The 20584-nt window shown below is 68.1% G+C and carries 22 protein-coding genes; 7 read left to right on the top strand and 15 right to left on the bottom strand.

The annotated features are described in order from the left end of the window. The first annotated feature begins 168 nt into the window (after nucleotides 1-168). The gene (gene ypfH / locus B2W22_RS06270; RefSeq protein ID WP_286936651.1) at nucleotides 169-873 is read left to right on the top strand and encodes an esterase; all 705 of its coding nucleotides are present in this window, start codon (nucleotides 169-171) and stop codon (nucleotides 871-873) included. Beyond that, nucleotides 873-1697: an IclR family transcriptional regulator gene (locus B2W22_RS06265; protein WP_175121782.1), complete on the top strand. Its 825-nt coding sequence runs from the start codon at nucleotides 873-875 to the stop codon at nucleotides 1695-1697. Before ypfH ends, B2W22_RS06265 begins: the two co-directional genes overlap by 1 nt. A 90-nt stretch (nucleotides 1698-1787) precedes the next feature. Here the strand turns inward: B2W22_RS06265 and B2W22_RS06260 are convergent, their stop codons facing one another. The 11 genes from B2W22_RS06260 to queE form a co-directional block, all read right to left on the bottom strand. Then, entirely contained in the window at nucleotides 1788-2582 is a 795-nt protein-coding gene (locus B2W22_RS06260) for an SDR family NAD(P)-dependent oxidoreductase (RefSeq protein ID WP_286936649.1), read from the bottom strand. A 1-nt stretch (nucleotide 2583) separates the two neighbouring features. Beyond that, the gene (locus B2W22_RS06255; RefSeq protein ID WP_286936647.1) at nucleotides 2584-3561 is read right to left on the bottom strand and encodes a Bug family tripartite tricarboxylate transporter substrate binding protein; all 978 of its coding nucleotides are present in this window, start codon (nucleotides 3559-3561) and stop codon (nucleotides 2584-2586) included. Nucleotides 3562-3620: 59 nt separating this feature from the next. Further along, a complete protein-coding gene (locus B2W22_RS06250; protein WP_175136680.1) occupies nucleotides 3621-5345 on the bottom strand; it encodes a thiamine pyrophosphate-binding protein in 1725 nt (574 codons plus the stop codon). A 13-nt stretch (nucleotides 5346-5358) separates the two neighbouring features. After that, nucleotides 5359-6192, bottom strand: coding sequence for a hypothetical protein (locus B2W22_RS06245; RefSeq protein WP_239214573.1), 834 nt, complete (start codon nucleotides 6190-6192; stop codon nucleotides 5359-5361). Between the two features lie 156 nt (nucleotides 6193-6348). Then, nucleotides 6349-7770, bottom strand: a complete 1422-nt coding sequence (locus tag B2W22_RS06240) for an efflux transporter outer membrane subunit (protein WP_286936644.1) — start codon at nucleotides 7768-7770, stop codon at nucleotides 6349-6351. Nucleotides 7771-7836: 66 nt separating this feature from the next. Continuing rightward, the gene (locus B2W22_RS06235) at nucleotides 7837-8748 is read right to left on the bottom strand and encodes an HlyD family secretion protein (protein ID WP_175185399.1); all 912 of its coding nucleotides are present in this window, start codon (nucleotides 8746-8748) and stop codon (nucleotides 7837-7839) included. A gap of 2 nt (nucleotides 8749-8750) precedes the next feature. Next, complete coding sequence (locus tag B2W22_RS06230) at nucleotides 8751-8963, bottom strand: DUF1656 domain-containing protein (protein WP_175121775.1); 213 nt, start codon at nucleotides 8961-8963, stop codon at nucleotides 8751-8753. Next, on the bottom strand, nucleotides 8960-11011 hold the full coding sequence (locus B2W22_RS06225; protein WP_286936641.1) for an FUSC family protein: 2052 nt from the start codon (nucleotides 11009-11011) through the stop codon (nucleotides 8960-8962). Before B2W22_RS06225 ends, B2W22_RS06230 begins: the two co-directional genes overlap by 4 nt. Beyond that, entirely contained in the window at nucleotides 11008-11481 is a 474-nt protein-coding gene (locus B2W22_RS06220) for a MarR family winged helix-turn-helix transcriptional regulator (protein WP_175121773.1), read from the bottom strand. The genes B2W22_RS06225 and B2W22_RS06220 overlap by 4 nt, the downstream gene beginning before the upstream one ends. Before the next feature lie 152 nt (nucleotides 11482-11633). Further along, nucleotides 11634-12077, bottom strand: a complete 444-nt coding sequence (gene queD, locus B2W22_RS06215) for a 6-carboxytetrahydropterin synthase QueD (RefSeq protein WP_175121772.1) — start codon at nucleotides 12075-12077, stop codon at nucleotides 11634-11636. Between the two features lie 28 nt (nucleotides 12078-12105). Beyond that, a complete protein-coding gene (gene queE, locus B2W22_RS06210; RefSeq protein ID WP_286936640.1) occupies nucleotides 12106-12738 on the bottom strand; it encodes a 7-carboxy-7-deazaguanine synthase in 633 nt (210 codons plus the stop codon). Nucleotides 12739-12939: 201 nt separating this feature from the next. Between queE and arfB the strand changes: the two genes are divergently transcribed. The 4 genes from arfB (at nucleotide 12940) to B2W22_RS06190 (ending at nucleotide 15611) form a co-directional block, all read left to right on the top strand. Then, nucleotides 12940-13356 (top strand): alternative ribosome rescue aminoacyl-tRNA hydrolase ArfB, encoded by a 417-nt coding sequence (gene arfB, locus B2W22_RS06205; RefSeq protein ID WP_175121770.1) that lies wholly within the window; start codon nucleotides 12940-12942, stop codon nucleotides 13354-13356. Nucleotides 13357-13364: 8 nt separating this feature from the next. Next, complete coding sequence (locus B2W22_RS06200) at nucleotides 13365-14087, top strand: DUF2238 domain-containing protein (RefSeq protein ID WP_175185397.1); 723 nt, start codon at nucleotides 13365-13367, stop codon at nucleotides 14085-14087. Nucleotides 14088-14156: 69 nt separating this feature from the next. Next, nucleotides 14157-14504 carry an ArsR/SmtB family transcription factor gene (locus tag B2W22_RS06195; protein WP_056560656.1) on the top strand — a complete coding sequence of 116 codons (348 nt, stop codon included), beginning with the start codon at nucleotides 14157-14159 and terminating at the stop codon, nucleotides 14502-14504. Between the two features lie 51 nt (nucleotides 14505-14555). Further along, nucleotides 14556-15611, top strand: coding sequence for an alkene reductase (locus tag B2W22_RS06190; protein WP_175121768.1), 1056 nt, complete (start codon nucleotides 14556-14558; stop codon nucleotides 15609-15611). Between the two features lie 12 nt (nucleotides 15612-15623). Here the strand turns inward: B2W22_RS06190 and B2W22_RS06185 are convergent, their stop codons facing one another. Beyond that, a complete protein-coding gene (locus B2W22_RS06185) occupies nucleotides 15624-16460 on the bottom strand; it encodes a CPBP family intramembrane glutamic endopeptidase (RefSeq protein ID WP_254594878.1) in 837 nt (278 codons plus the stop codon). A gap of 275 nt (nucleotides 16461-16735) precedes the next feature. Here B2W22_RS06185 and B2W22_RS06180 point away from each other — a divergent pair, with 275 nt between their 5' ends. Further along, nucleotides 16736-17110, top strand: coding sequence for an MAPEG family protein (locus tag B2W22_RS06180; protein WP_056560668.1), 375 nt, complete (start codon nucleotides 16736-16738; stop codon nucleotides 17108-17110). Nucleotides 17111-17171: 61 nt separating this feature from the next. Here B2W22_RS06180 and B2W22_RS06175 read toward each other — a convergent pair whose 3' ends face one another. The 3 genes from B2W22_RS06175 to B2W22_RS06165 all read right to left on the bottom strand — a co-directional run bounded on the left by B2W22_RS06175 (nucleotide 17172) and on the right by B2W22_RS06165 (nucleotide 20562). After that, entirely contained in the window at nucleotides 17172-17606 is a 435-nt protein-coding gene (locus tag B2W22_RS06175; protein WP_175121766.1) for a carboxypeptidase-like regulatory domain-containing protein, read from the bottom strand. Between the two features lie 142 nt (nucleotides 17607-17748). Further along, a complete protein-coding gene (locus B2W22_RS06170; protein ID WP_286936636.1) occupies nucleotides 17749-18534 on the bottom strand; it encodes an NRDE family protein in 786 nt (261 codons plus the stop codon). 3 nt (nucleotides 18535-18537) lie between these two features. Beyond that, nucleotides 18538-20562, bottom strand: coding sequence for an FUSC family protein (locus tag B2W22_RS06165; RefSeq protein ID WP_286936634.1), 2025 nt, complete (start codon nucleotides 20560-20562; stop codon nucleotides 18538-18540). Between the last annotated feature and the right edge of the window lie 22 nt (nucleotides 20563-20584).

The raw sequence follows: 20584 nt of genomic DNA, 5'->3' as shown, positions 1-20584 counted from the left end.
ATCGCCGGCGCTGGACATTGCCAACGGCGGGCGCCCGTCGTTGCGGGCAAGCGCGGGGCGGCGTGCAAAAAAGCCCGGCGTCATCGGTGCGATGCCAGGCGCGGCGCATTTTACAATGCGGCAATCGGGGCGCAGTCCCACCGTCCCAGGCCAGCACGGAGCAGTTTCATGGCGTCTTCCAGTTCTATCGAATTTCTTCCCGACCCGGGCGTCGACGTGCGCCAGCTCTTCATCCTGCTGCACGGCGTGGGCGGATCGCCCGCCAGCCTGGAACCCCTGGCCCGGGCGGTGCGCGCGGCCTTTCCGACGGCGGCCGTGCTGATCCCCGAAGGTTTCGAGGCCTTTGACGGCGGCGGGACGGGCCGGCAATGGTTCTCCGTGCGCGGCGTCACCGAAGACAACCGCGCCGAGCGCGTGGCCCAGGCCATGCCGCAACTGGAAACCTATGTGCGGCAAGCCCAGGCGCGCTTCGGCCTGCTGCAGTCCGACACCGCGGTGGCTGGCTTTTCGCAAGGCGCCATCATGGCGCTGGAACTGGTGCAGGCGCACGACGGCATGGCCGGCCGCGTCATCGCGTTCTCGGGCCGCTATGCGCAACTGCCCAAGAACGCCCCGCTATACACCACGATTCATCTGCTGCACGGCGCCGACGACGCGGTCATGAGCGTTTCGCAGGCGCAGGCCGCGCAGGCCCGCCTGGCCGAACTGCACGGCGACTCCACCATCGACATCGCCACCCACGTCGGTCACGAATTGCATCCCGCCCTGATCCAGCGCGCCATCGTCCGCCTGCAGACCTGCGTGCCGCTGCGCAGTTGGGAGGCCGCGCTGGGCCTGAACCAGACGCCGCCGGACGGGACGACGGTGCATTGATGGCGGCATCTGCCACGACCGGCGCGAAAGCCTCCGCGCCCGCGCAGCAACGCGCGGCCGATGCCGTCGGCGGCGCGCAAAGCATCTTCCGCGTGCTGCGCATCCTTAAATACGTTGGGGCGGCGCCCGCGCGCGGCGTCGGTCTGACGGATGTGGTGCGTGACGTCGGCCTGACGCCGCCCACCGCGCACCGCATGCTGTCGGCCTTGCTGCAGGAAGGCTTTCTGTCGCTCAATCCGCGGCTCAAGACCTACAGCCTGGGCCGCGAGTCCTACATCCTGGGGCTGGCCGCCGAAAGCCGGCACGGCATCAAGGCCATCGCCGAATCCGCCGTGCTTCGGCTTGCGCAGTCCACGGGCGACACCAGCTTCCTGTCGGTGCGGTCGGGGCACGAAGCGGTCTGCGTGGACCGCAAGACGGGCGACTTTCCCATCAAGATCCTGACGCTGGAAGTCGGCCACCGCCGCCCGCTGGGCGTGGGGGCGGGCAGCCTGGCGCTGCTGGCATTCCTGCCCAACGACGATATCGACCGCGTACTGGCGCGCTACGACGCCAGCGCCGCGCCCGATCTGCCGTCCACCGACATGCTGCGCGAAGACATCGCCGCCGCGCGCAAGAACGGCTACGCGCTCAACCCGGGCCGCATCATTCCCGACATGCTGGGCGTGGGCGTGCCGGTGTTCGACCGCGAACAGCACGTGGTGGCGGCGCTGAGCGTGGCGGCGATCCGTTCGCGCCTGTCCGGCGCGCGCCTTGCGGACGTGGTGGCCGCGTTGCAGCGGGCGGCTTCGGAATTGTCCGCGGACCTGGCCCCGCGCTTCTGATCGCTGCCGGGCAAACGGAAGTCCGGCGCCCGGCTCATCAGGAAACGCGGCGCAGCCGGCGCCTCCGCGAAAGGCCGCGCGCCCGCCGCGTCAACGCCCCGCGCAGGCCTTGCCGCCGTCTACCGGCAGGCAGACGCCGGTGATGTACTTGGCCTCGTCGCTCGCCAGAAACAGCGCCGCATGGGCGACGTCCCACGCATCCCCCATCCGGCCCATCGGACTGGCGGCATTGCGCCGCCGCCGCATTTCCTCGACATCGTCGAATTGCCCCGCAATCTGCTTGTAGATCAACGGCGTGTCGATGACGCCGGGCAGCACGGCGTTCACGCGGATATTGTCCGGCGCATAACGCACCGCCAGCGACCGCGTCAGATGGTTCAGCCCCGCCTTGGCCGCGTAGTACGAGGTGTACGGATACGAATTGACCTGAATCGACGCCAGCGACGAAATGTTGACGATGCTGCCCGAGCCCTGCGCCAGCATGGCGGGCAGCACATGCTTGCAGGTCAGGAACACGCCGGTCAGGTTGGCGTCCAGCACGCGATGCCAGCTTTCCTCGCTGGCCTCGATGGGATCGCCCATTTCGGTGATGCCCACGTTGTTGTGCAGCACGTCGATGCGTCCGGCGGCCGCCAGCACGGCGGCGACCGCGGCCTGGATCTGCGCGGAGTCCGTTACGTCCGCGGTCAACGCCTGGCAACGGCCGCCTTCGGCCTCGATGATGGCGCAGGTTTCGCGCGCGGCGTCCTCCCTGACGTCCACCGCGAAGACCCGCGCGCCTTCACGCGCATACAGCGCCGCCGCGGCTTTGCCGTTGCCCCAGCCCGGCCCCGACGACCCCGCGCCAAACACCAGCGCCACCTTGTCCTTCAGCCGCTCGCCCATGTCATTCCGCCGAGATGTGGGCGAAGTCCGCCACCTTCTTCCATTTGGCCACGTCGTCCTGGATCATCGCGGCAAAGGCCTCGGGCTTGTCGGCGACCACATACGCGCCAACCCCCGCGTACTTGGCCTGCACGTCCTTGTCGGCCAACGCCTTGCGGGATGCGTCGTTCAGCTTGGCCAGCACGTCCTTCGGCAGGCCGGCGGGGGCCAGCAGGCCGTTCCACATTTCTGCGTCGTAGTTGGGCAGGCCGACCTCAGCAAAGGTGGGCACGTCGGGCAATTGCGGCAGGCGCGATTTGGCGGCCACCACGATCGGGCGCAGACTGCCCGACTGGATGTGCGCCATCGACGACGCGGCCGTATCCCACAGGATGGGCACCTGGCCGGCGATCACGTCGTTCAGCGCGGGGCCGGTGCCACGGTAAGGCACGTGCATCATGTCCAGCCCGGACAGCGACTTGTAGTACTCCATCGCCATGTGCGTGGCGCCGCCATTGCCCGACGAGGCATAGGAATACTTGCCGGGCGCGCCCTTGATCAAGGCGGTGAACGACGCATAGTCCTTGGCCGGAAAGTTCTTGTTCACGACGATCACGCCCGGCACGCGGATGATCTGTGTGACCGGCGTGAAGTCCTTCACCGCGTCGTAGGGCAGGTTCTTGTACACGGCGGGGTTGGTGCCGTTGGTGCTGGACGTGCCCAGCAGAAGCGTATAACCGTCCGGCGCGGCCGAGGCCACGGCGCGGCTGCCGACGGTGCCGCCCGCGCCACCCCGGTTCTCCACCACCACCGGCTGGCCGATCTGCTTGGCCAGCGCCTCGGCAAAGATGCGGCCGACCACGTCGGACGTGCCGCCGGGCGGGAAGGGCACGATCAGGCGGATGGGGCGGTCGGGGTAGGTGGCCTGCGCCGCGGCGGCGCCCGCCAGCGACAGCGTTGCAGCGGCGGCCGCCAGCTTGATCCAGGTTCTGCGCTTCATGATGGGTTGTCTCCTTGCTTGATTTTGTTGTGTCTTGAACCGGGCGTTGCGCGCCGCCGTCAGGCGATGCGGTCGCCCGGCTTGATCTTGGCCGCCCGGCTGTCCACACCCGGCAGCATGTGCGCGGGGTCGCGCGTGACCACCACGTCCAGGATGGTGGGACGGTCCTTGCAGGCATACGCCTCTGCCAGCGCGGCCGGCAGCTCTGCGGGGTCTTCGACGCGGATGCCATGGCAGCCCAGCGCGCGCGCCACATTGGCGTAATTGGTGTCGACCAGGTCCGAAGACTGGTAGCTGCCTTCGCCGTACATCAGGTGCTGCAGCGCCTTGATGTACCCGGAGGCCGCGTTGTTGACCACCACGAGCGTAAAGGCGAGCTTCATGCGCACCGCGGTTTCCAGTTCGCCCAGCGACATGTTGCAGCCGCCGTCGCCGGTCAGGCTGACCACCTGGCGTCCCGGCGCCGCCGCGGCTGCGCCGATGGCGCCGGGGATGCCGTAGCCGATGGAAGCAAAGCCGCGATCCGGCACGAAGCCGCGGCCCGCGCGCTTGGTGTCGAACAGCAGGCCGCCCCAGTGCGCCGCGAAGCCGCCGTCGGCCACCAGGATGCCGTCCTCCGGCAGCGAGGCGTTGATCTCGTGCAGCAGCCGCGCCATGCCGACGGGACGGTCGGCCGACGTCAGCTTGGCGTTCACGGATTCGCGCCATGCGTGCATGGCCTGGCCGACCTCGTCCACGTAGTCCTGGCGCGCGTGCTCGCCGTGGGCGGCCAGGCGCGTGTCCAGGTCTTCCAGCGTGGCGCGCACGTCGCCCCACAGCCGCAGGGCGGGCGTGGTGGTGCGGTCGAATTCCTCGGCCACGATGTCCAGATGAATGATCGGCGCGCCGGCGGCCAGCAGGTCGTAGCGGCGCGTCGCCACTTCGCCCAGCTTGCAGCCGACGACGAACAGGCAGTCGGACTTGGCGATCAGGTCGTTGGCAATGCGGCTGTAGCGGCCGAACAGCCCCGCGTTCAGCGGGTCGTTGCAGGCGATCGCGCCCTTGCCGCTCATGGTATGGGCGACGGGGATGCCGAACTTGCGCGCGAAGGCCTGGACCGTCTCGGCCGCATCGCTGATGTGTACGCCGCCGCCGCACAGCATCAGCGGGCGGTCGGCGCCGGCCAGCATGCTGGCGGCTTGCGCCACGTCCTCGGCCGATGGCCGGCAGCGCAGCGCGGGCGAGCGCCGGTAGTTGGGGCTGGAATAAAAGTCGTCGGCATCAAAGGCATGGACGGCGTGTGCGATGTCCTCGGGCACGTCCAGCACCACGGGGCCGGGACGTCCGCTGGTCGCCACGGCAAACGCGCGCCGCACCAGTTCGGGAATGCGCTCGACCATCTCCACGCGCAGCACGTCTTTCACGACCGGGCGCAGCACCTCCAGTTGCCGGGCTTCCTGCGTCATGTTCTTCCACGCGTGCATCCGGTGCGCGTCGCCGACCAGCGCGACCAGCGCGGTGCCGGCGTTGTAGGCTTCGGCCAGGCCGGTCACCAGATTGGTCGCACCTGGACCCAGCGTCGCGTCGCACACGCCGGGACGGCCGCTGACCTTGGTATAGGCGTCGGCGGCAAACACCGCGCAGCGCTCGTCGTTGATCAGGTTGTGATTCAGCTTCAGGCGGCGCGCCGCGTCATAGAAAGGCAGCAGTTGAAAGCCGCCCATGCCGAACATCAGGCCGACGTCGTGCGCCGCGAACATGCGGGCGATGGCTTCGCCGCCGGTGATTTCCAGTTTTTCGGACATGCGGGTGATGCTCCTAGTTGGGGTCTCGCCCGGTCAGCAGGGCGTCGATGAAGGTTTTGAGCGGCGTGCCGACGCGGCAGCCCAGGTTTCGGGCGCGGGCGTTGGCAGAAGAAATGGTCCCTTCCTCGTAGCAGGAACGGGCGTCGCCGATGCGGGCGGTTTGCGCGGACACGGTCAAGGCGGCAATGCCGCGTTGGTCCAGCAAAGGCAGGCGGCCGATGCCGGCGCTGTCCTTGCCGATGCCCGCGTCGTTGAACGTGACGAGGCGCGGAGACGCGCGGACACCGTCCGATTGCAGGCCCGCCAGCCGCTCCCCGTGCGAGGCCGTGATGGCGATGAGACCGTCGTCGCGGGAGTCGACCAGCGAGACGGAGTCGGCGCCGATCACGAGCGGAGCGCCGTCCGGGCCTGTCTTGAATACAGTGCGGGATTCCTTGACGTCGGCGGGCGGACGGGCGCTGCGCGACGCGCGCGCCAGCCGCGAGGCGGCCTCGGCCACTGGCATACCCGGTTTGCAGCCCAGGTCTTGCGCCAGCGCGTTCACAAAGCTGAGGACGCCGTGCCGCGCCATGTCCGCGCCATCGCCGATGCGGCAGCTTTGATAGCTTGCGGTGGCGGCGGGCACGCCCCAGCGTTGCAGGTCGTCCAGGCCTGCAATGCCGGCACGCATCCAGCCCACGCCGGCGTCGTTCAGGACGACGGCCAGCACGCCACCGCGCGCCGCGCAGTAGGCGGCATAGCTGCCGCCATGCGACCCGGCGATCACGACGCGCCCGGCATCCTGCGGTGTGAGCTTGGTGATGCTGTCCAGCACGCGCGCGTCGCCGGCGCTTGCAGGTTGTTCCATATTATGAATTGTCCCCGTCCTCGAGCATCGTGCCGGCGTGGCCGGTGCGATGCCGTCGAATCGTCTGATGTAGTTATTGGCTTGAGACGATTCTAGGAGCGGGGGTTTGGGGAGATCAATGTCATCCCCATAATATGGAAATCAATTTTTGGCGGGCTACTTCTCCCAGCCGCCGCCCAGCGCCAGGAACAACGCGATCTGGTCGCTGCTCAAATCCGCCTGCGATGCGGCCAGCGCGCTTTCATTGCTGGCCAGCGTGCGCTCGGCGTCCAGCACGGTCAGGTAATCCGTCTTGCCGTACTGGAACAGGCGGCGCGCCTGCGAGGCCGCTTCGGCGCTTTGGTCGCGGGCCGCGCGCAGGGCGGTGTCGCGGTCCAGCTGGCGGGCATAGACGACCAGCGCGCTTTCGGTTTCGCGCAAGGCGTTCAGCACGGCCGCGTCGAAACGCGCGGCCGCGGCCTTGGTGTTGGCTTCGGCTTCGGCGATGCGGGCCTGCGCGGCGCCGGTGTTGGGAACGGTCCACGAGATCAGCGGGCCCACGCTCCAGCTGAACGTGCCGCGGTCGCCGAACATGGCGGCCGGGCCGCCCGAAGCGGCGGACAGGCCCAGCGTGATCTTCGGGTACAGATCGGCCGTGGCCACGCCGATGCGGGCGGTGGAGGCGGCCAGCGTCCGTTCGGCCTGACGGATGTCGGGACGGCGGCGCAGCAGTTCGGCGCCGTCGCCGACGGGGATGGTTTCGGTCAGTTTGGGGGCGCTGGCGCATTGCAGCAGGGCTTGCGGAATCTGGCCCGGCGTCTGGCCGGTCAATGCAGCCAGCCGGTACAGCGCGGTGCGCTGCTGCGCCTGGAACGGCGGCAGATTGGCCTGCAATTGTTCGAGCTGGCTGCGCGCCCGTGTGACGTCCAGCGCGGTGCCGCGCCCGGCACGTTGCAGGCGGCTGACGGCGTCGACCGATTCCTTCTGCACCTGCACGGAATGCTGCGCCGAGGCAAGCTGCATGCCTGCCGCGCACAGGTTGGCGTAGGCGCGCGCGGTCTCGGCCGCGACGGTGACGCGGGTGGCGTCATAGGCGGCTTGGGCGGCCTGCGCGTCGCCGGTGGAGGCTTCCACGGCGCGGCGGATCTGGCCGAAAAGGTCCAGCTGATACGACACGCTGGCGCCGGTGGAGTACGACCAGCGATTGGGCGGATCGATGCCGGGTTGCAGTTCCTGCAAGCCGGAAACGTGGCCGAACGTGGGCGAGGCATTGACGCCGATCGTCGGCTGTTGTTGCGCCTTCGTTTCCTGCACCGCGGCCTGCGCGCGTTCCAGATTGGCGCTGGCCACGCGCAGGTCGGTGTTTGCGGCCAGGGCCTTTTCCACCAGACCATCCAGCACGGGGTCGTTGTACAGGCGCCACCAGTGGCCGGGGACTTCCTCTTGCCGATACACGCCGGCCTGCGCCTCCACAAAGGAGGATTGCGCGCTCGGCCGCTGGGAGACGGCCTCCGGCGGCACCTTGTAGTCGGGGCCCACGGAGGCGCATCCGGCCAGCGCGAGGGCCAGCGTCAGCGGAAGGAGGAGTCTGGTTTTCATGGCAGGTACGGCTTGGCGTCGATAAGAAATTGCGGAGTTTCCGGAGAAAAGAGGTTCTGCGTCCCGTCAGGACGCGTGGGGCGCGGCGGCGGACTGGGCCGGGCGGTCGTCCACCGACACCGTGGCGGTCTGGCCGGCGACCAGGCGTACGCCTTCGGGCACCTCGTCGATCTTCACGCGCACCGGGATGCGCTGCGCAAGACGGACCCAGTTGAAGGTCGGGTTCACGTTGGGCAGCAGGTTGGCGCCGGTACTGCGGTCGCGGTCCGCGATACCCAGGGCGATGCTTTCGACGTGGCCGCGGATGTGACGCGGTTCGCCCATCAGCGTCACGGTGACGGGGTCGCCTTCGTGGATGCCGGGCAGCTTGGTTTCTTCGAAGTAGCCTTCCACGTAGAACGAACCGGCGTCCACCAGCGCCATCACGCCGTGGCCGGCGGTGGCGTAGGAGCCCGCGCGCAGGTCCAGGTTGGTGATGCGGCCATCGCTGGCGGCCACGACGCGGCTGCGTTCCAGATTGAGGCGGGCGGTGTTCAGTTGCACCTGTGCCTGCGCAAGCGCGGCTTCAGTCTGCTGCACCTTGGTCTGGCTTTGTTCCACCGCTTCGGCCGCGACAAGCTGGCCCAGCGAGCGGTTGCGCTTGGCGTCGCGCAGCGCTTGGTCGTGCGCCACCTGCTGCGAACGGACCGAGGCCTGCGCCTGGTCGAACGCCAACTGGAAGCGGGCGCGATCGATTTCGAACAGCAGGTCGCCGGCCTTCACGTCCTGGTTGTCGTGCACGGGCACGCTGGTGACCAGGCCGGAGACGTCGGGCGCCACCTGCACCACATAGGCCTTGACGCGCCCATCGCGCGTCCAGGGCTCGACTTCATAGTGATCCCAAAGCTGCCAGCCGGCGTAAGCGGCGGCGGCGACGACGACAGCCGTCACTGCGAACTTGCCGATAGCAGCAGGGCGAAGGGCATTGGGGAGTTTCATACCTATCTCTGAAGAAAATAAGGGGAAATGAGGGAGACGCCGTACAGCAGCACCACGAACAGCGCCAGGTCAAACAGCGCGGGGTGCCACACCAGGCGATACAGCCCGGCGCGTGCCAGCACGCGGCGCACGCCCCAGGCCACGGCCAGGGTGACGACGCCCAGCACGAGCAGCCAGGGGAAATAAATGCCGTAGAGATTGAATTCGCCAATCATGATGCTTGGCCCTCCAGGGTCGGATGGGCGGGTTGATAGTCGGGCGCGTCGGGAAAGAAGGCGCGGCGGATGCCGACCAGCGCCACCACGGCGCGGTCGCGCGCATGGGGGCCTTGCGGGGTGGCGGCCACACTGCTTAGCGCGCGATCAATCTGCGCCAGGAACTCCGGCGTCTTGTCCTGCATGCGGCCCGACGAACGGATCTTGAAGAACTGCGCCAGGCTGTTCAGCACCGGCTGGATCGTGGGCTCGGCCATCGGCAGATGGCGGCGGGCCCGCTGCAGCTCGGTAATGTCGCGGCCCACGCGCAGGTCCTTCAGCGCATCGGCGGCCACCAGGTCGTCGGGCCGCTTGGCCAGCGCCAGGCGCGGCTGCAACAGGCCGATGCGGTCCAGCATGCGGGCGGTGTAGGTATGGCGCGAAGGCGCGCGGGGCGAGCTGGCCAGCGTCGCCAGTTCCTTCCAGTTGGCGGCCTGGATGCGGCGCGCGCTCCAGTCGACGCTGACGGTGCGGAAGATGGCGGCGATGATCGCGGCCGTGGCCACGCCCATGCACTGCGCAACCTGCGTGTCGATGAACGACACGACGTCGGCGGTGTTGGTGTCCTGCAGCGCCATGGTGCCCAGGAACCCGAACAGCATGGCCATGGCCTTGCCGGTGCTGGCCGGGCGGGCAATGAACACGCCCAGCACGAAGGCGGTCGGCAGCATGGACAGCGCCAGCATCTCGAACGAGTGGATGGCCGGCATGATGCCCAGCAGATATAGCGCCGACAGCGGAATGGAATACACCGTGTAGGTCAGGAACTGCATGATGCCCGGCACGGGATTGTCCTGCGACGCAAAGAAGCAGCTGAAGATCGCGGCCATCAGCGCGGCGGTAGCGCCGTTGCTCCAGGCCGTGCCGATCCAGAAGAGGCAGCAGACCGAAATCGCCAGCGCCGCGGCCAGCGCCGACAGCAGCGCCATGCCGTGGTCGCGGTGCAGCGCCGAGTTCGGATCGCGGGTCGTGCGCGGGGCGCGAATCGGCGCGCCCTGCAGCCCGGCCCGGATGTCGCGGCGCAGCGCCAGGCATTCGTCATAGGTGTCGATCAGTTCGCGCAGGCGCGCCATCAGGCTGGCAAGCAGCGCGTCGCGCCACGTGGAGCGGCTGTCGATGCCGGGCGTCAGCCGCGTCACGGCGGCGCGCAACTGGACGGCGGTTTCGTGCGAGGCCTGCGGGCCGGCGTTGATCCATTCCGAGATATCGGCAAGCAGCGACTGCACGGGTTCGGACAGCGGCTGGCCATTGGCCTGCAAGGCGCGCATACGGTCTTCGACGGCGGACACGGCCGGCGTCAGCGCTGCGATCTGGTCCTGCATGGCGCGCACGGCGCCCGCGGTCCAGCGCAGGTTGCTGGTGTCGAAGGGAACGTGCGTGGATAAGAGGCGCAGTTGCGTGATGTCGTTGGCCAGCTCGCGGCGGTCCTTGTCGCGCTGTTCGGCGGTCTTGCCGCTGAGCGTGTCGTGCATCCAGTTGCGCGCATCGCGCACGGCCTTGTCCAATTGCAGCGTCAGCGCGGGCGCCAGGCCGCGCGGCAGCACGATGCTGTGGATCAGCGTGGCGCACACGATGCCCAGGCTGATTTCCTCGACACGGGCCAGCGCCGTGTCGAACACAAGGGAAGGGTCGGTGACGCTGGGAAAGCCGATCATCGCGGCGGTGTAGCCGGCCAGCATGAACAGATAGGACCGCGGTGTGCGGTCCAGCACCGACATGTACAGGCAGGCGCCCACCCACAGCACCATCGCGCCGGTCATGACGACGGGCGAGTTCGACAGCCGCGGCACCATGTACACGGTGGCCGCCGACCCGAAGAAGGTGCCGACCAGACGGTACAGCGCCTTGGAACGCACCGCGCCGGACCAGGGCTGCGCCACGACGTAGGCGGTGGTCATGGCCCAGAACGGACGCGGCAAACCCATGCTGTAAGCCAGATAGAGCGCCATGATGGCGCTCAGGTAGCTCTTGAGCGAGAAGATGGTTTCGCGGACGTTGGGCAGTTTCATGGCCGGGCGTCCTCTTGCGCACCGGCGCCGCTGCGGCCCAGCGACACCTTCATGGCGTCGAAGACGCGCAGGCAGGCTTGCAGATCGGATTCGCTGACGTCGTGAAAGATGCGGCGGCGAAGTTCAACCAGCACGTCTTCGACCTGCGCGCGCAGCGCGTGGCCGGCTTCGGTCAGGTGCAGGGTGCGTGCGCGGCGATCGTGGGGGTCTTCGCGCCGTTCCATCAGGCCGGCGGCCACAAGTTGATCCAGCACGCGCACAAGGGAGGGGCCTTCGACGCCCAAAGCTTCGGCCAGCGCGCCTTGGCGAACTCCGTCGCCAAGACGGCCGGCCAGAATGACGGGCCACGCAGTCGCTTGAGAAAGGCCGTAGTCGGCGAGCGCTTTATCGGCGGCGCCGCGGTAGGCGCGCGACAGCACCATCAGGTTGGCGGTGGTGGCCATGAGCTGGGAGTCGGATGGAGTAAGCATGAATTCGATTGTATCCTATCTATTAGCTTACTAATGATTGAAAATGGCGACTATCGCGATAGATTCTTTCAATTGGGAAGATGGCGGTGCGGTTTTCCGTGGGTGGAAAACTGAAGGCGGGCCCGAAGCCCGCCTTCATGCGCTATCGGGGATCAACCGTTGCAGTCGGCCCAGCAGTTCGGCGTTTCGTACAGACGCACGCGCGTCAGGCGCAGTTCGGCGCCGTAATGGCCGTGGTATTGCGGCGCCAGCGTCTCGAAAACGATGGTGGCCAGGTTTTCAGCGGTGGGAATCCGGTCCAGCACGACGGTCTTGTGGCCGGGCAGGGTATCCAGAAAGCCGCGCACGGCGTCGTCGCCCTCGTAGACCAGGAACGCATGGTCCCAGACGTCCACGATATGCGTCTTGGCGATTTGCTTGATCTCGGAGAAGTCCATGACCATGCCGTTGTCGGACTCGCCGGGCGCCTGCACGATGTCACCCGTCAGCGTGATTTCCAGCACGTAGCGGTGGCCGTGCAGATTGCGGCACTGGCTGCGGTGGTCGGGGATGCGGTGGCCGGCGTCGAACTCGAGCCTGCGGGTCACGGAAATCATCGCGTGCTCCGCAAGGCGTGGGGGTAAATCATGGAATGCCTATGTATTTGTGGGTTTGCAGGCTGAGCCGCCATTGCGGATGCTGCATGCAGTATTGAACGGCCTGCTCGGTGTTGGCTGCGCGCGCCGGTCCGTCCATGGGTTGCAGGAAGAAATGCTCGAAATCCAGATGTGCGAAGGCGTCGGGCAGGGCGTTGAGCTGCGGATAGACCAGCTTGAGCTCATTGCCGCGTTCGATCACGACCGGGGCCGTACCCTTGGGGCTGACGCAGATCCAGTCGATGCCGGCAGGCGGCTTGATCGTGCCGTTGGTTTCGATGGCGACGGTAAAGCCGCGGGCGTGGATCGCGTCGAGCAGCGGCGCGTCCAGTTGCAGCAGCGGCTCGCCGCCCGTAAAGACGACGTAGCGGTTGCCGGCGTCCGGGCCCCAGGCCGCGGCAATGGCGTCGGCCAGCAATTCGGCCGTGGCGAACTTGCCGCCGCCGTCGCCGTCGGTGCCGATGAAATCGGTGTCACAGAAGGTGCAGGCGGCGCTGGCACGGTCGCTTTCGCGGCCGGACCACAGATTACAGCCCGCAAACCGGCAGAATACCGCCGCGCGGCCTGCGTGGGCGCCTTCGCCTTGCAGGGTCTTGAAGATTTCTTTGGCGGAGTAAGTCATAGGAGATGCGGGCGGCTGGGCGCCACGGAATTCGAGCAAAAGCGCACTATTTTACTTGGCGCGGCCGATATCCGCCGAAAGACCCTGCAAGACGGGTCCGCCGCCGGGCGGCGCATGGCCGCTGTGTGGCGCCAAGCCGCGGATCCAGCGGTTTCAACCGCCGGGTGCAGGAAGACGGCCGGCCCTGTAGACTTCCCGCCTATGTTTCACGTCCAAGATTCGCTTTTCATCGACGAGCGCGACCTGACCTTCACCATGATTCGCGCCCAGGGCGCGGGCGGGCAGAACGTCAACAAGGTGTCCAGCGCCGTCCACCTGCGCTTCGATGTGCGCGCTTCGCGCCTGCCGCCCGAGGTGCAGGATGCGTTGTGCGCCGTCAACGACCACCGCATCTCGAAAGAGGGCGTGATCGTCATCAAATCGCAATCCTTCCGCAGCCAGGAAAAGAACCGTGCCGAGGCCATCGAACGGCTGGTGGGCATGGTGCGATCAGCCATCCAGGTCGACAAGCCGCGCCGCCCCACCAAGCCGACGCGCTCGTCGCAACGCCGCCGCGTGCAGCGCAAGGTGCTGCATGGCGAGGTCAAGCGGCTGCGCGGCCGGGTGCAGGGCGACTAGGACGCACCATGGCCGACGCGCGCCGCCGCTATCTGGTCACGCTGGCCGGCGTGTTCGCCGTCATCTGGGTGGCGCTGGCCATCAATCCGCATGACCGCTCGGCCTGGGCGCTGGAGAACGCGCTGGTGCTGGGACTGGGCGCCGTGCTGTTTGCCACGCGGCGGGCGTTCGTGTTTTCGCGGGTGTCATACACGCTGATCTTTCTGTTCCTGTGCTTGCACACGGTGGGCGCGCACTACACGTATTCGCTCGTGCCGTACGACGACTGGTGGCGCGCCTTGACCGGCCGCACCCTGAACAGCGTGCTCGGGTGGGAACGCAACAATTTCGACCGCGTCGTGCATTTTTCGTATGGGCTGCTGCTGGCCTATCCGATCCGCGAGATCTTCCTGCGGGTGGCCGAGGTGCGCGGCTTCTGGGCGTACTTCCTGCCGATGGACGTGACGCTGTCGACCTCGGCGCTCTACGAACTGATCGAGTGGGGCGCCGCGGAGTTCTTTGGCGGAGACTTGGGGGCCGCCTACCTGGGCACGCAGGGCGATATCTGGGACGCGCAGAAGGACATGGCGCTGGCAGCGCTGGGCGCGGTGATTGCCATGGCCATCACGGCGCTGGTCAACTGGAAGGCACAGCGCGACCTTGCCCGTGACTGGGCCGATAGCCTGAAGCCGGAGAGCCGCCGGCCAGATCGCCGGTCGCCGGATCGCACGACCGGCGCCCGAAATCCTTGATTGCAACAGGGGCATGACGATATATCGGATAAACCCGATATATGATTCGATAAATTGCGATATACCAATATGACCGCAACTTCCTCACCCTCCGACCAGAACGCCGCGCAACCCGCGATCGACGCCGACGCCATCCTCAAGGCGCTGGCCAATCCGGTTCGCCGCGACATCCTGGCCTGGCTGAAGACGCCGCATGCGTATTTCGAGGAGCGTCCGGGCCACACCTTCGAACACGGGGTGTGCGCGGGCCACATCGATGATCGCTGCGGCCTGTCCCAGTCTACGGTCTCGTCGCATCTGGCCGTGTTGCAGCGCGCCGGCCTGATTTCGGCGACCAAGGTGGGGCAGTGGGTCTTTTTCCGTCGCAATGAACCCGTGATTGCCGCATTTCTGCGGCAATTGAATCTGGATATGTAGCCCGTCTGCCATACCCGCAAGCGCCCCATTGCCGGGACGAAAGGATTTTGCATGAACCCCCTGTTTGAACCGCTGAAAGTCGGCGACCTGACCCTGCGCAACCGCGTCGTGATGGCGCCGCTGACCCGCCAACGCGCCAGCGCCGGCCGCGTGCCGAACGATCTGATGGTCGAGTATTACACCCAGCGTTCGGGCGCCGGCCTGATCCTGACGGAAGCCACGGCGGTCACGCCGCAGGGCGTGGGCTATGCCGACACGCCTGGGCTCTGGTCGCCGGAGCAGGTCAAGGGTTGGCGCAAGGTGGTCGACGCCGTGCACGGCAAGGGCAGCCTGATCGTCGCGCAGCTCTGGCACGTGGGCCGCATTTCCGACCCGATGTTCCTGGACGGCGAACTGCCGGTCGCGCCCAGCGCCATCGCCGCCAAGGGCCACGTCAGCCACGTGCGCCCCAAGCGCGAATACGTGACGCCGCGCGCGCTGGAAACCGAAGAGATCCCCGGCGTGGTCGAAGCCTACCGCCACGGCGCGAAGATGGCGAAGGAGGCGGGTTTTGACGGCGTCGAGGTGCATGCCGCCAATGGCTACCTGCTGGATCAGTTCCTGCAGGACAGCACCAACCACCGCACGGACCAATACGGCGGTTCCATCGAAAACCGCGCGCGGCTGCTGCTGGAAGTGGTCGACGCCTGCGTGGCGGTGTGGGGCGCGGGCCGCGTCGGCGTGCATCTGTCGCCGCGCGCTGATGCCCACGACATGGGTGATTCGGATCTGCCGGGCCTGTTCGGCTACGTGGCGCGTGAACTGGGCAAGCGCGGCATCGCGTTCATTTGCGCCCGCGAACACGAAGCGCCCGACAGCCTGGCGCCGATGATCAAGGCCGAGTTCGGCGGCGTTTATATCGGCAACGAAGGCTACACGCGCGACACCGCCGAGGCCGCCATCGCGGCCGGCAAGGTCGACGCCGTGGCGTTTGGCGTGCCGTACATTGCCACGCCCGACCTGGCCGAGCGCCTGGCGCGCAAGGCCCCGCTGAATACGCCGAATCCGGCCACCTTCTACGCCTCGGGTCCTGAAGGGTATACGGACTATCCGGCGCTGGCGGCCTGAAGCGGCGGCCTTTCAGAACGCGGCGCGCATTGGATAGGTGAACAATCCGAAGTGCGCCGCGTTCAAGCCCAGATGCGCCAGGACGGCGGCGCCCAAACCGCCGTAACGATAGGCCGCGCCATACGCCGTACCCGCCAGGCCAGCCAGCAGCATCCACTGCCAACCGCCCGCGTAATGGGCCAATCCGAACAGCACGGCCGCCACGGCCACCGCCGCCCACGCGCCCCATGCGCGATGGCGCCACCGCTGCGCCAGGCGTTGCTGCACATAACCTCGGAACAGCGCCTCTTCCGCCAGCGTCACCAGCAAGGCATTGTTGATCAGCCAGATCCAGCCTGAGGCCGGCCACTTCGGCGCCCATGCCACCACGCCCAGCGCCAGCGCCAATCCCAGGCAGACCGCCACCGCGGCTGCGCATGCAAGAACCGCCGCCTGCAAGCTCAAACGCGCATGGGCCGCGGCCATGGGCGGCGCCAGCACCAGCACCACCCAGAAGCCCACGAGCGGTTTGTCCAGGTTCAGGTACATGCTGAAAGGAACTGCATCCGGACTGAGCGGCGCGGGATCAATCACGCGCAGGTTGTGAAACCCGGGCAGCAGATGTGCGAAGAGCAGCACGGCCAGGATCACGAAGAGTCCATGCGCGGCCATGCGCGCGGCCGGTCCCGCGTGGGATCGCACCAGCGCCGCGGCAATCAGCAGCAACGCGGGCCATGCGAGCGCAACGAGGTCGACCGATCCGTCGGCCAATGCCCACGCCCATGTCACCGCCAACGGGGCAAGCGCCCAGCGGCGGGTGCCGGGCGGCCATAGCAAGGCGGCGGCCAGGAACAGGGCAAACCAGGGCATGACAGGCGGCATCGACGGGCGGGCGGCAATCGCAAAGGACCGAGTGTAAGCGCGGTCTTCGCCAACCTTGGCGCTTTCGACGCCGGCAAGTTTGATGCGGCCAACGCCAACGCCAACTTCAACTCCAAGCCGGCGGCGCCACTCGAGCAGCCCGAGCCGCCCGAGCCCCCCCACCGCGCCTTTGCCTTCCCCCGCTTTTCAGGCGACCATGCGGCAGCGGCGGCACACGCCCCGCGCGTCCGGCGGACATCAAGCCGCCAGCAATGGAGTCAGGAATGAAGACAATCGCGTGGTTGATGTTGGCGGCGGCGCTGCTGCCGTTCGTGTCCACGATCATCGCCAAGGCAGGCGGCAAGAAATTCGACAACAACGACCCGCGGGCCTGGCTGGCCCGGCAGGAGGGGTGGCGCGCGCGGGCCAACGCCGCGCAGGTCAACACCTTCGAGGCGCTGCCGTTCTTCTACGCCGCCGTGCTGTTTGCGCTGTATAACCAGGCGTCCCCCGCGCACGTCGCGACGCTGATGGCGTGCTGGCTGGGCACGCGGCTGGGCTATCTGGCGATGTACCTGGCGAACTGGGGCGCGCTGCGCTCGCTGGTCTGGACGGCGGGCGTGGGCTTTGTCATTGCGATCCTGTTCGCGGGCGTCTGACGCGTCCGGCTCCTTTGAACAGGATAGGGGGCGCGGCCGTATCAGCCGCGCCTCAGTGCCATCACTTCCACTCGAACATGGCGCGCGCGGTGCCCGAGCCTTGCACGGTGACCTCGCGCTCCTGCGCCTTGCCATCAAACGTGGCCGAGATGCGGTAGTTGCCCGCCGGCAGCTTCACCAGCATGTAGGGCCCCTGCGCGGTCGTCTGCAACACGGCCTTGCCCTGCGCATCCCGGATCGCGACGGTCACGTCGGCGACATAATCGGCCTTGCCGCCGCGTTGCGCAGCAAAGGTCAATGCCAGCGGATAACTGCTGGACGCGGCTTTCATGGATTCGGATTCGTCGATGCCGATGCCGCCGCTGACATATTCGATAGCGCCCTGGTGCTGCACGGGCGGCATGGCCGCTTGGGCGGTGGACAGGACACCCGCTAAAGCGAAGGTGCCCAGGGTCATGGCGGCGGCGATCGTGCAGCGTTCAAAACGTTTGTTCATGGAGTTCTCCTGCAGAAAAACCGGCGTGGCAGCGCGTTGTCGCTGCCTCCGCCGGTAGCTTGCAACCATTCGACGTGCGCGCGCAAGGCGAGTTCGCGTCCGTCCGCCTCGGAAATCAACCGTTTGTATCAGGCGCCGCGCATCACACGCCGCCGCCGGCCGCCTGCCAGGAAAACGTCAGGTGGCTGACGCCGCTGACCGAGCCGTCCGGGGCGAACCGCCGTTCCTCCAATTCGCCGGCGCCGTCGCCGTGCAGCGCCATGACGCTGGAACTGCGCGTGCCATATTCCGGGCTGACGATGAACGGGCTGCTCAAGAGGCGTTCGCGCGCCAAGGGCAGGCCGGTGGCCGGCAGGTCGGCGTCGTCCGCCGGGCTGCGGTCGCCAAGCGCGGTAAACAGCGCGGGCAGGTCGGGCTGCGACGGATGTTCCAGCACGGCCGAGAACGCCGCCTTCGTGCGCGCCAGTTTGGGCCAGGGCGTGTCCAGCAGATGGTTGGACAGGGCGTAGATGCCGGGGTCCAACGCGCGCGGCCCGCCGTCGCGATTGCTCAGATACCACGCCTGCCGCGTGTCGCCCACGATCAGATTGAAGCCGTTGTACGCCTGGTCCATGGCGTGCACCGTCTCAAGGTAGGCCTGCGGCGTCATTTCGCCGCGCAGAAAGTCCTCGACCAGCGCGCCGCGCGAAGGGGCGTTGTCCAGATGCCGGCCGGGCTCGCGGAAGTTGGTGACCAACGCATAGCGGCCCTGAACGGTTGCGCCCATCCAGGTGCCGCCCGCCTGGCCATCGCGCCCGGCGTAGATGGCCGGCGCGTCGGACCATTGCGCCGCGGGAAGGGTGGCGCGCGCATGAAATTCGTCGCGGTTCGCGGCGATCAGCACGGGGATGCCGGGCAGCGTATGCAGAGCCAGTACGGCAAGACACATGATTCAGACCTGATGAAGGGGGGAAGGGGCGGCGGGGCGGCCGGGCGTTGCCGTGAAGTCGGGGCCGGCCAGCGTGACGCGCAGGGATTCGATTTCGGCGGCGACGTCCCGCAGCGCCGGTGATGGCGCCACGATGGGGGCCGCGGGCACGGGCAGGCCTTGTTCGACGGCGGCCGCAATGCTGTCCAGCGCGGCGGCCAATTGGGCGACCTGCGCGGCGGCGGGCGCGTCCTGTCCGGCGGGCAGCGACCAGGCCGTGTCCGAAATCGCGTTGGCCACGCGTTCCAGTGCGACTTCCACCGGCCACCAGGCCAATGCGCGGCGGCTGACCAGCCGGGGTTCGGACAGCCCGCGCTGCAGGGCGATGCGCAGGTCCGACAGGCGCGCGTAGGCGCGGGCGCGCAGGTCATGCCGGTTGCCGGGGTCGGTCTGGAAGACGGTGTTCAGGTAGGCCGCCAGCGTGGACGTGGCGGCGGAAACGGCATGGTCCAGGTTGCTGCGTTCGATGCGGATCCACGGCAGGTAGCCCACCAGCAGCACGATGGCCGCCGCAACCCCCACATCGATCAGCCGCGCCAGCGCAATAGCCCAGCTTCCCGGCTGCAGCGCCCCGATCAGCAGCATGAGGATCGGCACCAGAATCGCCGAGAACAGCCCGTAGTTGCGCCGTATCGACCACGGCAGCAACGCGGCCAGCGCAGCAACGGTGAGCAAGCTGGCCAGACCGCCGCGATCCAGCGCAAGCACGGTGGCGCTGATCGCCACGCCGACCACGCTGCCCGCGCAGCTTTGCAGCGCGCGCGCGAACACCGAGCCGAAGTTGGGCTTGAACACCACCACGACGATCAGCGGCACCCAGTAGGACCGCGGCAGCGCGGCCGCCAGGGCGACGGCCTCGGCGGCGACGAGGCACAGGCCCAACCGGACCAGGTAACGGACCGTCGTCGGCCCGGGCCGGTACGTGCGGATCAGCACCCGCCACGGCGTGCGCGCCGGTGCGGGCTGCAGGGTGGCGAAGGCGTCGGCCTCGGTGGCCTGGATGGCTTCAGTGGCCCCGGGGGCCTGGTTGGCCTGGCTGGCCCGGGCGCCGTGCAGCAGCGGCTGCACCTGTTCCAGCGCCTCGGCCAACTGCGGCATGCCGGCGCGGTGCAGCGCGGCGATGTCGTCGCGGGCGTCCGGTGGCGCATCGTTTTCGACCCGGTCGGCCAGATGGTTCATGACCCGGGCACATTCGTCCGGCAACACGCGGCCGGCGCGCGCCAGCGCCAGCGCGGCGTTGGTGAGCGGCGTGCAGGCCTGCAACTGTGCGGCCAGCCGCGCCAGTCTGGGCGACGGACCCGCCGACCGGCCCCGCGCGGCCAGGACGGTGTCGTAGGCCGTGGCCATGGCGGCTTCCATGTCGCGGCGCGCGGCCATCACGCGCGAGGTGCCGATGGCCGCGAACATCGCCGCCAGCTTGCGGTAGGCCTGCGCCACGGCGGCCCGCTCCGGCGCGATCGGGTTGACGACCCAGCCGGACAGCGTCAGCGCCAGCCCGAACAGACCGCCCACGCCCACCAGCACCGGCGGCAGCCAGGGCGGCAGCGTGGGCGTCAAGCTGGAGCCGACGATGACATACGTGGCAAATTGCAGCGTCGCGACCGCGGCGATGTTGTTGAAGGTGCCGACCAGGCTGGCCGCCAGCACCAGCAGCGTCATGCCGGCGGACGTCCACAGGCCGTGGCCCGACATCAGGTTGCCCAACAGATAACCGAACGCGCCGCCGAACACCGTGGAACCGATGGAAAGCGCGCGGTTGCGGTAGGGGCCACCGTTGTCGCCCGTGATGGCGGGCAGCGCTCCCAGCGCCACCAGCGCGGCCGCCGCACCCTGGTCCAGCGCCATGCCCACCGCGGTCGGCAGGCCGATGGCCAGGGCGGCGCGCAGCATCACCCAGGGGTTGACCGGCGACGGCTCCATGTGCGCCAGGCTCATCAGCCAGCGCATGTTGGAGGCGCGCGCGCCGTGGGTCATCAAAGGGCGGGACAAGGTGGCCTCATGGGCGGCGCCG

It is taken from the genome of Achromobacter sp. UBA4530 (genome assembly GCF_002388205.1).
Classification (GTDB): Bacteria; Pseudomonadota; Gammaproteobacteria; order Burkholderiales; family Burkholderiaceae_B; genus Achromobacter; species Achromobacter animicus.
Note: the sequence above shows the minus strand (reverse complement) of the source record. Positions and strands in the feature narration are given on the sequence as shown.